The organism is Yoonia vestfoldensis DSM 16212, from assembly GCF_000382265.1.
GTDB lineage: Bacteria > Pseudomonadota > Alphaproteobacteria > Rhodobacterales > Rhodobacteraceae > Yoonia > Yoonia vestfoldensis.
On sequence record NZ_KB907979.1, the window covers coordinates 167,242 to 183,066 of the forward strand.

15 protein-coding genes are annotated in these 15,825 nt (G+C 63.6%); 6 read left to right on the forward strand and 9 right to left on the reverse strand.

The features are described 5' to 3' along the window. Positions 1–93 precede the first annotated feature (93 nt). Entirely contained in the window at positions 94–1,761 is a 1,668-nt protein-coding gene (locus H147_RS20330; protein ID WP_019955034.1) for an HWE histidine kinase domain-containing protein, read from the forward strand. A 40-nt stretch (positions 1,762–1,801) separates the two neighbouring features. Beyond that, on the forward strand, positions 1,802–2,404 hold the full coding sequence (locus H147_RS0109030; protein ID WP_019955035.1) for a methyltransferase domain-containing protein: 603 nt from the start codon (positions 1,802–1,804) through the stop codon (positions 2,402–2,404). On the opposite strand, the gene H147_RS0109035 is transcribed toward H147_RS0109030, so the two are convergent. Next, positions 2,401–3,246: an SDR family oxidoreductase gene (locus tag H147_RS0109035; protein ID WP_019955036.1), complete on the reverse strand. Its 846-nt coding sequence runs from the start codon at positions 3,244–3,246 to the stop codon at positions 2,401–2,403. The two genes, H147_RS0109030 and H147_RS0109035, sit on opposite strands and share 4 nt — an antisense overlap. An 89-nt stretch (positions 3,247–3,335) precedes the next feature. On the opposite strand from H147_RS0109035, the gene H147_RS0109040 reads away from it, so the two are divergent. Both H147_RS0109040 and H147_RS0109045 read left to right on the forward strand, forming a co-directional pair. Then, positions 3,336–3,689, forward strand: a complete 354-nt coding sequence (locus H147_RS0109040) for a winged helix-turn-helix transcriptional regulator (protein WP_019955037.1) — start codon at positions 3,336–3,338, stop codon at positions 3,687–3,689. 88 nt (positions 3,690–3,777) lie between these two features. Then, the gene (locus H147_RS0109045) at positions 3,778–4,542 is read left to right on the forward strand and encodes an SDR family NAD(P)-dependent oxidoreductase (protein WP_026352393.1); all 765 of its coding nucleotides are present in this window, start codon (positions 3,778–3,780) and stop codon (positions 4,540–4,542) included. On the opposite strand, the gene H147_RS0109050 is transcribed toward H147_RS0109045, so the two are convergent. From H147_RS0109050 to H147_RS0109065, 5 genes are all read right to left on the reverse strand, one after another. Continuing rightward, complete coding sequence (locus H147_RS0109050; protein WP_019955040.1) at positions 4,515–7,325, reverse strand: AMP-binding protein; 2,811 nt, start codon at positions 7,323–7,325, stop codon at positions 4,515–4,517. The two genes, H147_RS0109045 and H147_RS0109050, sit on opposite strands and share 28 nt — an antisense overlap. Positions 7,326–7,400: 75 nt before the next feature. After that, positions 7,401–8,318, reverse strand: a complete 918-nt coding sequence (locus H147_RS19570) for an MFS transporter (RefSeq protein WP_019955041.1) — start codon at positions 8,316–8,318, stop codon at positions 7,401–7,403. 42 nt (positions 8,319–8,360) lie between these two features. Continuing rightward, positions 8,361–8,561, reverse strand: coding sequence for a hypothetical protein (locus H147_RS21350; RefSeq protein ID WP_245541125.1), 201 nt, complete (start codon positions 8,559–8,561; stop codon positions 8,361–8,363). Positions 8,562–8,695: 134 nt separating this feature from the next. After that, the gene (locus H147_RS0109060) at positions 8,696–9,049 is read right to left on the reverse strand and encodes a DUF5368 domain-containing protein (protein WP_019955043.1); all 354 of its coding nucleotides are present in this window, start codon (positions 9,047–9,049) and stop codon (positions 8,696–8,698) included. Positions 9,050–9,061: 12 nt separating this feature from the next. Beyond that, a complete protein-coding gene (locus H147_RS0109065; protein ID WP_110570949.1) occupies positions 9,062–10,426 on the reverse strand; it encodes an NAD(P)/FAD-dependent oxidoreductase in 1,365 nt (454 codons plus the stop codon). Between the two features lie 131 nt (positions 10,427–10,557). Here H147_RS0109065 and H147_RS20810 point away from each other — a divergent pair, with 131 nt between their 5' ends. Together H147_RS20810 and H147_RS0109075 are read left to right on the forward strand one after the other, a co-directional pair. Beyond that, entirely contained in the window at positions 10,558–11,223 is a 666-nt protein-coding gene (locus H147_RS20810) for a nucleoside/nucleotide kinase family protein (RefSeq protein WP_019955045.1), read from the forward strand. Positions 11,224–11,244: 21 nt separating this feature from the next. Beyond that, positions 11,245–12,873, forward strand: coding sequence for an alpha-D-glucose phosphate-specific phosphoglucomutase (locus tag H147_RS0109075; protein ID WP_019955046.1), 1,629 nt, complete (start codon positions 11,245–11,247; stop codon positions 12,871–12,873). Between the two features lie 46 nt (positions 12,874–12,919). On the opposite strand, the gene H147_RS0109080 is transcribed toward H147_RS0109075, so the two are convergent. The 3 genes from H147_RS0109080 to H147_RS0109090 are packed head-to-tail and all read right to left on the reverse strand — an operon-like array spanning position 12,920 to position 15,817. Beyond that, complete coding sequence (locus tag H147_RS0109080) at positions 12,920–14,230, reverse strand: TRAP transporter large permease (protein WP_019955047.1); 1,311 nt, start codon at positions 14,228–14,230, stop codon at positions 12,920–12,922. Further along, the gene (locus H147_RS0109085) at positions 14,227–14,757 is read right to left on the reverse strand and encodes a TRAP transporter small permease (protein WP_019955048.1); all 531 of its coding nucleotides are present in this window, start codon (positions 14,755–14,757) and stop codon (positions 14,227–14,229) included. Before H147_RS0109085 ends, H147_RS0109080 begins: the two co-directional genes overlap by 4 nt. 31 nt (positions 14,758–14,788) lie before the next feature. Continuing rightward, positions 14,789–15,817: a TRAP transporter substrate-binding protein gene (locus tag H147_RS0109090; protein WP_019955049.1), complete on the reverse strand. Its 1,029-nt coding sequence runs from the start codon at positions 15,815–15,817 to the stop codon at positions 14,789–14,791. Positions 15,818–15,825 lie beyond the last annotated feature (8 nt).

Consider the following 15,825-nt stretch of genomic DNA (forward strand, 5'->3'; position numbering starts at 1 on the left):
TATCTTGGCGTCACCTTTGCCAAGGGATTGACACCGAAAGGTTGTTATAGCCTATCCTGACATCTTAATCGCGAGCAGGATAGGTAGCGGCGGATGGCGATCGAGCATACGGACGGACGTCTGGCGGCAGATGGCCTGTCCACCCGTCAACCGCCGACATTCAAACGCGAAATCAGGATCGTCGTATTTGCCGGATTGCTGATCTGGCTCGTGATCGGGTCGGTTGTGGCCGTGATCGGCAAACGCGAATGGGACGGCACGATGGACGTCGTCCAATCAACCGCCACCACGGTATCGCGGCTGTTGGCGGGGCAATCGGACCAGTTGCTGCTGAACGCCGATCTGATACGCGACCACGCGGAACGGATCGTCGGCGATGCGGATCCCTTTGGGGTCGACCGCGCCACATATGACGACCTCGTGCAATTGATCAGCCGCAGCACCGCCATCGTTTCGATCTGGGTCGGCGACGCTGCGGGCAATGCGGTCCTGACCACCCGCGAGTTTCCCGCCCCCCGACTGAATGCAGGGGACCGCGCGTATTTCACCACGGTCCGCGATGATCCCGACAGGCTGTTCATCGGCAATCTGATCGACACCCAATACCCCGCCGAGGCGTTGCTGATCAATACCAGCCGCCGCCTGTCGCAGGCCGATGGCACGATGCGAGGCTTTATCCAGATATCGCTTGATCCAGCCACGATCAGCCGGACCTTTCAGCAAGTCGAAATCGGCTTTGACGCGTCGCTGTGGTGGATCGGTCCCGAAGGACAGGCCCTGATCCGCGAACCTGCCTTGCCACCCGAGCAATTGGACGACCAGATGCCGCCGGGCGCTGCCGACTGGCCCAAGAACTGGTCGAACGACCGTGCCTATACCATCCCATCGGCGGACGTACTGAATGTGGAATCGGGCGTCGATGGCAAGGAACGGATGTTTTTCTGGAGCGATGCGCCCCTTTATGGCAGCCGGATCGTCGTTGGCGTTTCGCGCGCCGCGATGGAGGCACGCTGGCTGGCGCAGATGATGTGGATCACCGCCTTCGCCCTTGTCGTCGGAATGGCCAGCATGGTGATCTTGTGGCTTTTGTACCGTTCACGCGCGCGCAATCAGGCCTATGCGACGATGTTGGAAAACGATGTACGCGACCGGACACGCGACCTTGCGATGGCGATCGAACAAAAAGACGTCACGATGCAGGAATTGAGCCACCGGGTGCGCAATGCCTTCGCGACCATTCTCGCGCTGACCCGGCTGATGCTGCGGTCCAGCGACACGATCGAGGATTTCCGGGACGATTTTCCCGCCAGACTCGAGGCGTTGGCGCGCTGCCATCTGGTGCTTGTCGATGCCAAGGTCCGCAACAAGGCGCAGATCGTCGATCTGGTGCAGGCCTCGCTGGCGCCCTACCGCAACGACAGCACGCGGATCGATATTGCCGGTCCGGAGGTCGAATTATCGTCGAATGCGACGCTGGGCGTCGGCCTTGTGCTGCACGAACTGGTCACGAATGCGGTCAAATACGGCAGCCTGTCCGCGCCCGATGGCGCGATCAGCGTGCACTGGGAACCGCAGGATGACGGCATCCGCCTGATCTGGCTGGAAACAGGCGGCCCGGTTGTTGTGCCGCCCACCGGCAGCGGCTCCGGCACGATGATCATTGACCGCGCCGCCGCCATGTTCGGTGGCAGCTTTGCGCGCGACTTTGCAGCCGACGGCGTGCGGGCGGAATTGATGATCCCCCCGCCCCCAGTTTCGTGATCGCCCGACCGCATGATTGTCGCCGTCCGGTGCCTGCGGCATGACAAGCTGGCTGCACGAAGACCGCCTCGAGGCCGTCCGCGCTGCCGTCATCGCCAGCAAAGCGGCGCGGGTGCTGGATCTGGGCTGCGGCGACGGCGATCTTTTTGTCAGGCTGGCCGCGATGCCAACCCTGACAGAGATCGTCGGCCTTGATATCTGCACCGCCTCTCTGGATCGGCTGCGGGCACGGTTGCAGCGGATGCAGGTTCGCGCGGGAAAGGTGGACGTGCGCCATGCGTCGATGACAGACCCCACGGGCGATCTGGCCGGGTATGATTGTGCCGTCCTGCTGGAGACGATCGAACATATCGCGCCCGACCAATTGTCGCGCCTGGAACGCGCCTTGTTCGTTGTGTTGCGCCCCCAAACGATCATCATCACGACACCCAATGCGGAATTCAATCCGCTGCTCGGCGTGCCTGCCCACCGGATGCGGCACCCTGACCACCGTTTCGAATGGGATCGCGCGCGGTTTCGCGCCTGGTGTACGCGCGCAGCCAAGGCGGCGGGATACACGCCTGCGTTTCACGACATCGCAGGCGCGCATCCGACCTTGGGGGGCGCCAGCCAGATGGCGGTATTCACCCGGACCGCAGCTTAGGCCAAGGCCGCGCGCACCGCCTCTGTCAGCGGCGTGGTCGGCCTGCCGATCAGCTGACGCAGCGCACCGGACTCATCGGCCAGCCAGCCTTCGCCGGCGTGCTGGTCGACATCGACAAGCACAGCAGCAAAACCGGCGGGCAAGCCAAAGCTTTCCAGAATGCCCTGATACACATCGGCGGGCAGATCGGTGTAGGGAATGTCCTTGCCGGTCTGGCGCGACAGTTCGGCGGCGATATCGGACAGCGTGATCGCCGTATCACCGCCCAGTTCATAGACCTGCCCCGCATGCCTGTCATCCGCCGCGACCACCGCCAGCGCCTGCGCGTAATCGGCGCGGGTCGCGGGGGTAAAGCGGGCATCACGCGCAGCCCCGATCATCGCCCCCGCGCTGATCGCACCGGCAAGTGTGCTGGTCCAGTTCTCGGTATACCAGCCGTTGCGCAGGATCGTGGCGATCAGGCCAGCCTCTTTGATCACGGCTTCGGTCGCGCGGTGATCCGTCGCGATCAGCATGGGCGACCGATCCGCCTGCTGGATCGAGGTATAGACGATCCGGCCCACACCCGCCGCCTTGGCCGCTGTAATCACATTGCGGTGCTGGCCTGTGCGGTCATCGAAATCGCTTGATGAAATCAGCACCAGCACATCGACGCCTTGCAGCGCTGGGGGCATCGTTTCTGGCGCGGTATAGTCAAAGATGCGGGCCGCAACGCCAAGATCCGACGCCTTGGCCGGATCGCGGACAAGTGCGATGATCTGTGCAGGATCGGTCAGGGTCTTGAGATGGGCAATGGCCAGACGGCCCAGTTGGCCGGTGGCACCGGTGATGGCGATGGTCATGAAACGCTCCGTTGGTTGCTGTTGACGGGGCACAGATAACGCGATACGCACGAAACGGAAGCACACACATTTTCGTAAGTATAAAAAACATGGCGCATGACCTGATCCCCGATGTCCTGAACGACCGTTGTCCGTCACGCGCGGTGCTGAACCATGTGACCAGCCGCTGGGGTGTGCTGGTCCTGATCGCCTTGCAGGACGGCACCTTGCGGTTCAGCGCGCTGCGTCGCCGGATCGGCGGCGTGTCCGAACGAATGCTGGCGCAATCGCTGCGCCTGCTGGAGGATGACGGCTTTGTCCGCCGGACCGCGCATCCCGTGGTGCCGCCGCATGTCGATTACGACCTGACGCCGCTGGGGCGCGAGGTTGCGGCAAGGGTGCATGCCCTGGCCGCCTGTATCGAGGGCAGTCTTGACCAGATACTGGCGGCGCGCAAAGTTTAGCGGAGCCAAACCGCCCGCCTTGGTTGAATGTCATGGTCTGATCAGCGCATAACGGTGCCGAACCACGGGCAGGACAGGCGAAAGCAGAATGACGAAAATAGCCATCATCACGGGCGGGTTGTCGGGCATGGGGCTGGCGACCGCGCGCAGACTTCACGCAGAAGGAATTACCGTCTGCATCGGCGCGCGGCGCGGCGACGATCCGGCGGCCGTCGCAGCGCTGCACGCGGCGCTTGGTGCCCCTGTGATGGTCGCGGCACTTGATGTGCGCTCGACCGACAGCGTGAACGCCTTCGTCGCATCGGTGGTCGCGGCGCATGGGCCGGTCGATATCCTGATCAACACCGCCGGCGTCTATGAAGAATCCGCCGTCATCGATCATCCGGACGCGATGTGGGATGCCACCATCGACACCAACCTGACCGGCACGTTCAAGATGATCCGCGCCGTGATGCCCGCAATGAAGGCGCGTGGCTGGGGGCGGATCGTTAACCTTGCCTCGGTCGCGGCGCATCAGGGCATGGCCAATAACGCCGCCTATTGCGCGTCAAAGGCGGGGCTTCTCGGGCTTGGGCGCTGCGTCAGCCTTGAAGGTGCGGCATATGGCGTGACCTGCGTCAGCATCAGCCCGACCTGGGTCGAGACCGAGATGCTCAAGCAATTCATCGATCAGGAAATTGCCGATACCGGTGCCGAGCGTGCCGTGGTGCGTGCGAAATACGAAGCATCGAACCCGCAAGGCGCGTTGGTCCAGCCCGCTGAAATCGCCGGCCTGATTGCGTTCCTCGTCAGCGATGCAGGCCGCGCGATCACGATGGAGGATATTCAGGTCAACGCCGGGTCGCTTTGGTAAAGCGGCGCATGCGCGAACCGCGATGCCATCAGTGCGGCGGGGTCTGACAGGGCGGCGAATGGTCTGCCGATGACCTCTTCCCACATCCTGCGTGCGGCATCATGGGTCAGTGTCGCGGTGGCGTGCAGGACGGACAGGTCGCTGGCGATCAAGGCGCGCTCGGCTTCCGACAAAGGTGCGTCGCGCAGCCAAGTCAACACCGGCAGCGTCTTGGTGTCCTGCGGCGGCGTTGCATAGATATCGGGCGTCAGATTGTAATATTGCACGCCCGCAGGGGGGGCGAGCTCTGCCAGAAAACGCGCCGCTGCATCGACGGCGATCATCCGAAAAGTCAGCCCCTCGGGCACCGCCCCCATTCGCGCGCAGGCGGCCATGATGATTTCATAGATGTCGTTCGGGTTTGGCGCGCTCAGGTCATAGAGCGACGGCAGCCGCACGATGGCCGACCGCACACCAGAGGCGGCAATCTGCGTCTCGGCGGCGATCTTGGCCGCGCCATAGCCCGAAGACTGCGGGTAAAATGTGGTCGGCCCTTCGGGATAGCGCCCACCCTGATCGGGAAAAACCGCGGAAGAAGACGAGAACCGCAGATCAGCCCCGGCATCGGCACAGAATTGCAGGACATTGGCGATACCGGCCCTTGACCAGCTTTCCATATGGTCACGGTCCACCGCCAGATTGACCATTGCGGCGCAATGGATCACCTGCCTGACCGATGCGGCCAGCGCCGCATGATCGGCCTCGGTCAAGCCAAAGCGGACATCGTCGATCCCGGCAGGCACCAGCACCAGCCTTGCGGGGTCGACCCCGTGGTCTGCGGCGATCGCGTGGAGACGGTCCAGCGGATTGCGCCGCTTGGGCCGGATCAGGCAATAGATCACTTCGTCCTGTGGCAACACCCGCGCGGCGGCGGCCAGAACGCGGCTACCCAGAAATCCGGTCGCCCCGGTCAGCAGGATACCCGGGCGGTCAAACCGGCCCTGTGCCTGTGACGCAGGGGCGGCTTCGGACAGCAGGTCATGCAAACGGCCTAACGGCACATTCAACGCGAAATCGAAATCGACGGGCCGGCCATAGACGTCTTCCAGCGCCAGAAGAAGGGTGACGGCCATCAGCGAATCGCCGCCCTGGTCGTGAAACGACTGTGCCGCATCCAGCGAGCTGGCCGCGCAGCCCATCACCAACGCGGCCTGTGCCACGGTCGGCAAGACGGTCGTGTCGCAGGTGTCGACGGCGGTCGTCACCGTGACCGGGGGCAGCGCCTTGTAATCGTATTTCGCGGACACGGGGTTCAACGGCATCACATCCAGCCGGACCAGAAAACTCGGGACGCAATAGGCTGGCAATTCCGCACGCAAGGCACGCGCCATGCCGCCCGGCATCCGCGCCTGCCCTGCACCGACGCCCCATTTGCTTTGGTTTGCGGCGACCTGATCGGCATCGGCGCAGTAATAGAACACCAGCGCCTTCCCCTGCCCTGCAACATCCTGCACCCAAGGCACCGCCGAGGCAAACTGCATGAATCCGCGCAGCGATTCCGTCAATTCCCGGGTCTGGACGGAATGCCCCCGCAGCTTGAGCATATGCGCGACGCGGCCCATCACATGGATGGTGTGATCCGCGGTCACGTAGCCCTGATCGCCGGTGTCATAAAGCCGGGTCGCGCGCCCGTCGATGGTCAGTTCGCGGAACCGCAGCGCTGTTTCTTCGGGCCGGTTGACATAGCCGGGACCAAGCATCCTTGGCCCTTCGAAATGCAGCAGGCCGGGGGTGCCGGGCGGGCATGGCTGGTCGTGATCGTCAAGCACGACAGCCCGCAAATAGGGCATCGCCTTGCCGACAGCGCCGCGCTGCAATGGACCGGTCTGGCCCGAAACCTGCGTCATGCAGATATCATGCGTTTCGCATATACTGTAGAGATTCCAGATTGTTGCATCGGGAAGTTTATCTTTTGCCGCTCCGATCAGCTCGTCGCTGACCACCTCGCCGTTCAGGATCACGCGCCGCAAGGCCAGACCGGCCGTTGCGTCCGATGTCCAGCCTTGCAGCGTCTTGTCAAAGGCCGACGGCGTGAAAAGCATTTCCGTGACCTGATACCGGATCAGGAACGCCAAAAGCGCCTCCGGGTTCATCAGTTCCGAAAAACGCGGGAAACACAGGCGGGCACCGTCGCGCAGCGGCCGGAACATTTCCCAGATCGCAAAGATGTAGACCCCGACGGTCTGATCGGGGCCATAAGGTGTATAGGCGTCGCGCCACATGTAGGACAGATAGGCCGCGTCCTGCGTGACGGGGATGCATTTTGGCTTGCCCGTCGTACCGGATGTGGCGACCAGATAGATGATGTCGTCCGGGGCGACGATGCCCGCGCGCACAGGCGCCGACGGCGCATCGGCGAAGCCCGCAATGACCTGCCCCACATCGACACGGTGGCATTGGTCCGGCAACTGGCCGGGTCCGGCGGGTTCGGCCAGCAGAACCACATCGATATCCAGTTCCATCAGGATATTGCGCAGCACGTCATGCGGCATCGCGGGATCAAGGTGGACAAAAGGCCGCCCCATCACGACGCAGGCCGTGACCGCCGCGCCGAACACGGCAGAGGGTTTGCCGAAAACCGCGACCGCCCCGTCCGGAAGATGCGCACCCAGCCGACCGATGCAATCGGCCAGTTGACCATAGGTCAGGGACAGGTCCGCATCAGTGATCGCAACGCGGTCTGCATGCGTCTGCAATGCCAGGGCCAGTTGCGCGGGGACGCTCTTGCGCGGGTCGATAGTCATCAAAAACGCCTCTTTCCTTGCCGTTCGCGACATCACCGAGGTATCAGGGCCGCACGCCCAAAGGTCAAGTCACGTTCAGCGGCGCTTGAGCAGGACCAGCGCCAGCAGCGCGGCCAGACCGATCCCGCCCGTCAGCCAAACGGCATTGACGCCCCAGCCCGTCAGGGCCGCGCCAAAGATCAGCGGGGCAGCCGCCTGACTGATCCGCGCGGGCGCGTTCAGCCAGCCAAGGCGTTGACCATAACCGTCAGCACCAAACAGCGACAGCGGCAGCGTGCCTTTGGCGATGGTCATGATCCCGTTGCCCGCACCATGCAGCAGCGCAAAGACATAAGCGGCAGGCCCGCCCACGCCGATCAGGGCGACCGCCGCGACGGGATGTGCCGCCGCCGCAAGCCGGGTCGAAACGAGCGGGTGAAACCGCCGCAACAGGCTGAATTCGAGCAGGCGCGCCGCGACCTGCGCAGGACCGATCAGCGCGCCGGCAGCGATGGCCGTCGCTGTGCTTGCACCTGCGGCCTGCAACAGCCCGGGCAGATGGGCGGCCATCGCGGTCGAATTGAACCATGTCGCGGCAAAGACAAAGGCCAAAAGCCACAGCGCGCGGCGTGATGGCGGCGGTCCGACAAGGTCGGGTATTGCGGGTTTGGGCAAGGCTTCGCTGCCGCGGGGCAACCAGGCGTTCAACGGCAGCGCGATCACCAGATGGATCAATGCCCAGCCAAGACAGGCTTCGCGCCAGCCCCAGGTCGCCAGCATCAGGCCCGACAAAGGCCAGCCTACCGTGCTTGCGAACCCTGCGATCAGCGTGATGCCTGTGATCGGCGCACGTGCATCCTTGCCATAGATGCCCGCCAGCGTGGCGAAACCCGCCTCGTAGAGCCCGATCCCCATGCCGAAACCGATGACCGCCCAGCCAAGATACAGCATCGCAGGCACGGGTGCGGCCGCAAGCAGGCACAGGCCCAACGCAAAAACCACGTTCGACAGCATTAGCACCCCGCGCCCGCCTTTGCCGTCGATCCGTGCGCCTGCCTAAGGGCCGACGATGGCCGATACCACCAATGCCATCGAAAACGCGCCAAACACCCAGACCGGCGACAGCCCGAAACTGTCCGCCATCGGCACCGCCAGCACGGCTGGGATGTAATAGCTCGACGCCCAGCTGACAGTCTGCGCCGTTCCAAGTGCTGCGACCGTGGCGCCACGCCGCTCCGGGACAAGTCTGGTGATCATTTGCGATGTGCTTGCCTGCGACAGAGTGCTCCAGAGTTGGAACAATAGCCCCGCGTTACAGGCTCTCGTCAAGGACAGCCTGATTTAAGGCGCAAAACCTGCGACTTCTCCAAGGCGCGGCCCGCCATCACAGCCTAGGTCGGTTGCTTGCGCCGGAACAACGATTGCGCGGTATATACAAGGATTGCCGCGCCCACGGCGCCCAGCGCGGCGATGCCGAGCAGGACGATCAGGTCGACCGGCCCGCCAAGGTCGCGCAGATGCGAACTGGTGATCGCCAGCACGAACCAGATTGCCGCAACAGCACCAAAGGGCATCGCGATCTGCGCCACCAGAAACTTGCGCATCGACAGCGCGCGGTCGCGGATCAGCACATAGAGATAAAGCGCCGTGACCACGACCGCCGCGATGACCAGCGCCCAGAACAGGCCGCGCCCGAACATTTCCTCGAAAACGGCGATCATGGTGCCGAATGTCAGTTCTTCCATTTGCTCTCTCCCTTACGCGCGGCCACGCAACATGGCGTTATAGGTGGCTTTCAAGGCGACTTCCTTCATCAGCCAGCTGATCCACAATTCCTCGAGAGGGGCGATCAGGCCGGGGAAAGACGGCACCAGATTGTTGTTGTAATCAAACTCGATCAGCATGGCGCGCCCGACACGGGTGATCAGCGGGCAAGAGGTATAGCCGGTGTAACTTGCCGTTCCTTGCTGTCCCTGAATCGCGGCGACCAGATGATCCTCGACCACGGGAACCTGCCATTTGACAGATGCCGCCGTCTTGCCCTTGGGCACACCCGCGACATCGCCCAGCGCGAAGATGTCAGGATAGCGGAGGTGGCGCAGGGTCTGCATGTCGCATTCGACCCAGCCCTGATCGGTCCATTTGTCGGCCCAGCTTAGCCCCGATTGCCGGATCACATCAGGCGCGCGCTGCGGCGGGATGACGTGCAGATAATCATAGGGCAGTTCGGCGTCGCCGTCGGGCGTTGTGAAGGTCGCCAGCTTGCGGCCCGGATCAATGGCGCGCAGCACGTGGTTGTAATGCGCGGTGATTCCCCGCTCGCCAAACAACATCCGCAGCTTTTCCGCGACGATGGGCACACCGAACAGCGATTGGTTGTTGGCCACGTAATGCATTTCATGCTTGCCGGGCCCTGCGGTGCGGGTCGCGATATCCTCGACCAGAAAGGCGTGTTTGAGGGGCGCACCGGCACATTTCATCTCGGTCGCGGGGCGTGTGCCCAGACCGATGCCACCTTCGTCGACGAAACGCGATACGGCCTGCCACGTCTTGGCGGCATATTCCGGCCCCGCATAAAGCGCGCCGATCCCGTTTTCGCCGACCATATCCAGCGAGAAACCTTCAATTGCGTCGTGATCCAACACCAGACCGGGGGCCACGATCAGGAAATCATAGGCCAGCGTTTCGCCCGTGGTGGTATCCACCGTCTTGGTGATCGGGTCGATGGCAGCAGCGGCGGCGGTAACTAGGGTCACACCGCGCGGCAACCAGTCGGTCGTCATTGACTGGGTGTAGGAGGCAGGCTTCAGGCCGGCGGCAACCAGCGACAGGCCAGGCTGATACCAGTGTTCTGCCCTTGGGTCGAGGATCGTGACCTGCGCGCCCTCCAGCCGGTCGACGAGCCGGTTGGCAAGCGCGGTGCCCGCAGCCCCCGCCCCGATGATGACGATGCGCGCCTGCGTCTGCACCATGGCGGCACGCGCAGGCTGCACCGCGGCGGCGGTCGCGAGGCCCCCGGCGAAAAGCCCCATGAACGCGCGGCGTGACGCGGTGAATTGCGGTTCGTTTTCCAACTCGATCCCTCCCTTGGCCTTGCTGCGCCATCCGGCACGCAAACACATTTCAATATAAAGATATTTGAATATATGTAGGGATCGGGAGGCGCGGGCCTTGATCTGGATCAAACAGCCCTTGGTGGCGTTTTGAAGAAACAGGTCGCACTGCAGCGACAACCGCGTTAGGCTGCCTGAAAATGAACGAAGAAACGACAGGCATCGCTCTGACCATGCTGACACGTCACGTCTTAGATCTTGCCGACCACCTGCTCGAATTGGACGCGCCGCGCGTGATCGTGGCGATCGCCGGCGCGCCGGGATCGGGCAAGTCGACCTTTGCCGGTGAACTGGCGCGCAGGCTGAATGCGCGCGGGCGCAGAAGCGTCGTCGTCCCGATGGACGGGTTTCATCTGGACAATGCAGTGCTTGAGGCGCGCACTCTTTTGCCGCGCAAAGGGGCGCCTGAAACATTCGATGCCCATGGGTTCATCCGTCTGATCAAGGCGATCAAGGCCGGCGAAGAGGTGTTCGCCCCGACCTTTGACCGCACGCGCGACCTGTCCATTGCTGCGGCAATAGCGATTCCCGCCGATGCCCGCGTTGTCATCGCAGAGGGCAATTATCTGATGTTCGACGAAGCGCCTTGGTCGGAACTGGCCGCCCTTTGGGACGTTTCAGTGCGGTTGGACGTCCCAATGCCGGAGCTGCGCGCGCGCCTGATTCAGCGTTGGCTGAGCCAGAACCTGTCGCGCGCGGTCGCCACCCGCCGCGCCGAAGGCAACGACATTCCCAATGCGCAGCGCGTCATCGCAAAGGCTTTGCCCTGCGATTTCACTTTTGACGGTCAGCCCGCGCGCGCCTGACCTACCGCCAAGAGGTATCCTATGCTGATCCATGATATTCCCACCGCCCCGATTGCGGGCCAAAAGGCAGGCACGTCCGGCCTGCGCCGCAAGACGCGCGAGTATATGGCGCCGTTGTTTCTGGAAAACTACGTGCAGGCGATCATTGACGGCACCGGAGGGGCGCAGGGCAAGACCTATGTGCTGGGCGGCGACGGGCGGTATTTCAACGCCGAAGCGATCCAGATCATCCTGCGCATTCTGGCGGGCAATGGCGCGGGCCGCGTGATCGTGGGGCAAGGCGGGGTCTTGTCCACACCCGCCGCCTCGCATCTGATCCGCAAGACCGGCGCGGATGGCGGGTTCATCCTGTCCGCGAGCCACAATCCCGGCGGCATCGACGCCGATTTCGGCCTGAAATACAACATGGCCAATGGCGGGCCTGCGACCGAAACCATGACGGCGGCCATCGTCGCGGCCAGCGAAAAGATCACCCGCATCCGGATGGCCGACAGCGCGGATATCACGCTGGACGCCTTGGGCGAGGTGACGATCGGTGCGATCCAGGTCCGCGTGATCGACCCCGTCGACGATTATCTAGCGCTGATGGAGGAATTGTTCGACCTCGACGCCATCGCCGCCCTGGTCGCGGGCGGGTTCACCCTGCGGTTCGATGCGATGCATGCCGTGACCGGACCCTATGCACGCGCACTGCTGGTCGACCGCTGCGGGGCCAGTCCCGACAGTGTGATGAACGGAACCCCTCTGCCAGATTTCGGTGGCGGCCATCCCGACCCGAACCCCGTCTGGGCGGCGGATCTGATGGGGCTGATGATGGGCCCCGACGCGCCCGATTTCGGCGCAGCCAGCGATGGCGACGGCGACCGCAACATGATTGTCGGGCGCGGCTGCTATGTGACGCCCTCTGACAGTCTGGCGCTGATCGCGGACCGCGCGCATCTGGCGAAAGGCTATGCCCGCGGCTTGGCGGGGGTGGCGCGGTCGATGCCGACCTCGGCCGCGGTGGACCGCGTGGCGGCGGCCAAAGGCATCGCCTGTTTTGAGACGCCGACGGGTTGGAAATTCTTCGGCAACCTGCTGGATGCTGGCCGCATCACGCTGTGTGGCGAGGAAAGTGCCGGCACCGGATCGGACCATATCCGCGAAAAAGACGGGTTGTGGGCGGTACTGATGTGGCTGAACATCATTGCCGTGTCGGGACAATCGGTAGCGGCGCTGATGGCCACGCATTGGCGGACTTATGGGCGCAACTATTATTCACGCCATGACTATGAAGACGTGGACAGCGCTGTCGCCGCGTCGCTGATGAGCGATCTGCGCGAGCGTTTGGAAAGCTTGCCGGGGCAAGGCTTTGCGGGGCTGACCGTGACAAAAGCGGATGATTTCGCCTATGCCGATCCTGTCGATGGCAGCGTGAGTTCCAGCCAAGGCCTGCGGCTGTTTTTCGAAGGCGGGGCGCGGGCCGTTCTGCGCCTGTCGGGCACGGGCACCAGCGGGGCGACCTTGCGCGTCTATCTTGAACAACTGGTGACGGATGGGGACCTGCATCAGGACGCAGGTGACGTGCTGGCCCCTCTGGCGGCGGCGGTCGATGCTGTCGCGGAGATTGCGGCGCGGACGGGACGCACAGCGCCGGATGTGAGGACCTGAAAAGCTTTCAGGCCTCCGGCGGGGATATTTGGGCTCGGAAGATGGGCTAGATCAGGATCAGCGTGATGATCGGGAACATGAGCAGGATCACCACGCGGATGATGTCGGAAGCGACGAAGAACAGCACGGCGCGGTAGGTCGCGGTGATCTTTGTGGCGCGGTCCATGCTGTTGATGATGAAGAGATTCATCCCCACGGGCGGCGTGATCAACCCGACCTCGACCACGATCAGCACAAGGATGCCGAACCAGATCGCAAGCTCGTCAGGCGTCATCCCGAAATCGAGGGTCGAGATCACCGGCCAGAAGATCGGCACCGTCAGCAGGATCATCGACAGGCTGTCCATCAGGCAGCCAAGGATCAGGTAGAAGATCAGGATCATCACCATGATCGCCATCGGGCTGAACCCCTGCCCCGCGACCCAGGTTGAGAGTTCCTGTGGCACCTGCGTCAGCGCAAGAAACCCGTTGTAAAAGGCCGCCCCCAGCACGATGAAAAAGATCATGCCTGTGCCGGTTGCGGTCTGCATCACGCTGTCACGCAGCGCCCCCCAGCCAAGCTTGCCCGCGGCCAGCGCGATCAGCCCGGTGCCTGCCGCGCCCACGGCAGCCCCTTCGGTGGGGGTGAACCAGCCGTTGTAAATGCCGCCCACAACCAGCCCGAAAACCAACAGTACCGGCCAGACCGGCAGCAAGGCCTGCAAGCGGTCGCGCATCGGCAGGCGGTCTTGCGTACCCGCCTGATCGGGGTAAAGCCGCACGTAGAGCGCAATGGTCACCATATATCCCAAGGCGGCCAGCAGGCCGGGGATGATCGCGGCTGCGAAAAGCTTGGCGATGTTCTGTTCGGTCAGGATCGCATAGATCACAAGGATCACCGAAGGCGGGATCAGGATGCCCAGCGTGCCGCCCGCCGCCAGCGTCGCAGTGGCGAACCCGCCCGCATAGCCCGAGCGACGCAACTCGGGCAGTGCCACCTTGCCCATCGTTGCGGCAGTGGCCAGCGACGATCCGCAGATCGCGCCGAACCCTGCGCAGGCACCCACTGCTGCCATGGCCATGCCGCCTTTGCGGTGGCCGAGAAACGCGCCCGCCGCACGGAACAAGGCCTGCGACATGCCCGAATGGGTGGCGAATTGCCCCATCAGCAGGAACAGCGGAATGATCGACAGGCTGTAGCTGGAAAAGGTGGAATAGGTCTCTGATTTCAGCCGCGCCATGAATACGGTGGTCCCGTCGGTGGCCAGCCACAGGCCGCCGATCCCGCAGATGAGCATGGCAAGGCCAATCGGCGCGCGCAGAAAGATCAGCCCAAGCAGGACGGGGAAGGACAGAAAGCCGAGGGCAAGATCGCTCATCCCGTGCGCTTTCCGGTGAGGCTGAGGGCCGCGCAATAGAGGCTGACGATACAGGCGACACAGGCGGCGGCAAGACAGGCCGCATAGCCCCACCAGACCGGAAACTGCAACAGAAAGGTGGTTTCGCCATAGCGCAGTTTATCCTGCATCCCCGCGAACAACCGCCATGTGATCAGCAGGATCACCAGCGCCATCACCACCGACCAGAAAGCCTCCAGCGCCGCATTGGCGCGGGGTCCAAGCCCTGCGGTAAAGATATCGACCCGCGCATGGGACTGCGTCAGTTGCGTCAGCGGCAAAAAGCTGAACACGGCAAAGGCCATGCCCGCCTCGACCAGTTCATAGTCGCCTGTGACGGGGCCAAGACCTGCCCCGCGCACCAGATCACCGAACCCCGCCGCCGTCGCCAGCGCGCCGATTTCGCGCCCGAAGATGCTGGCGCAGACAAGGCAGACCAGCGCGATCAGGACGACCCCGCCCAGAAGTGCCGTGCCTTGGGCAAGGCGGGTGATCAGCAGATGGAACACGGGATTCCTCGGGTTGGTGCGCCCGCGCTGTCTAGTCGGTGGCTGCGTGCTTGGCAATCAAGGCCGTGGCCGCAGCATAAAGCCCGGTGCCGTCGATCCCTGCGGCGTCAGCCTCGCCAATCCAGGCGGCGGTCGTGGCGGCGGCGGCGGCGCGCCAGGGGGCAACCTGATCAGGCGTCAGGGTGATGATGGTGTTTCCGGCCTGTTCGGCCAGCGCGCGGGCAGCGGCATCGCCCGCCTGCTGGGTGCGTCCGGCAAAGGCAGAGAATTCCAGACCGGAATTCGCGTCGATCACGGCTTTCAGATCATCTGGCAAGGCGTTGTAACTGCTGGTATTCATTGCCAGTATGAAGGTCGCGGCATAGAGCGCCTCGCCCTCAAATTCGGTGTGGTTGGTGACCAGTTCCTGCACGCGGATCGACGGGGCGACTTCCCAAGGGATCACAGCACCGTCGATCACGCCGCGCGACAAGGCCTCGGGCACGGCAGGCACCGGCATGCCGATGGCGGTTGCCCCCAGATCGGTCAGCAGGTTGGTGATCACGCGGGTTGGGCCGCGCAGTTTCAGCCCTTCGAGGTCGGCAATCTGTGTCACGGGACGGTTGGCGTGGATGACGCCGGGGCCGTGCACCCATAGGCCCAAGGGTTTGAACGCGGCGAAATCGCTGTCCATCATCCGTTCCTCGGCCAGTTCCCAAAACGCACGCGATGTCGCCTCGGCATCCGGCGAAATGAAGGGCAGTTCGAACACTTCAAGCTTCGGGAAACGGCCCGGCGTATAGCCCGGCAGCGTCCAGACGATATCGGCGACACCGTCGATCACCTGATCGATCAGTTGCGGCGGTGTACCGCCCAGTTGCATCGACGGGAAACGGTCGATCCGGATGCGCCCATTGCTGTCGGCCTCGACCTTGTCGGCCCAGACATCAAGGATATTGGCGGGCACATTGGCCTGCGCGGGCAGGAACTGGTGCAGGCGCAAAGTGACCTCCTGCGCGCTGGCGGCAGAGCCGATGGCGGCGGCGACAAGGCCAGCGAAAAGACGGCGGGTGATGGTCATGAGAGCCT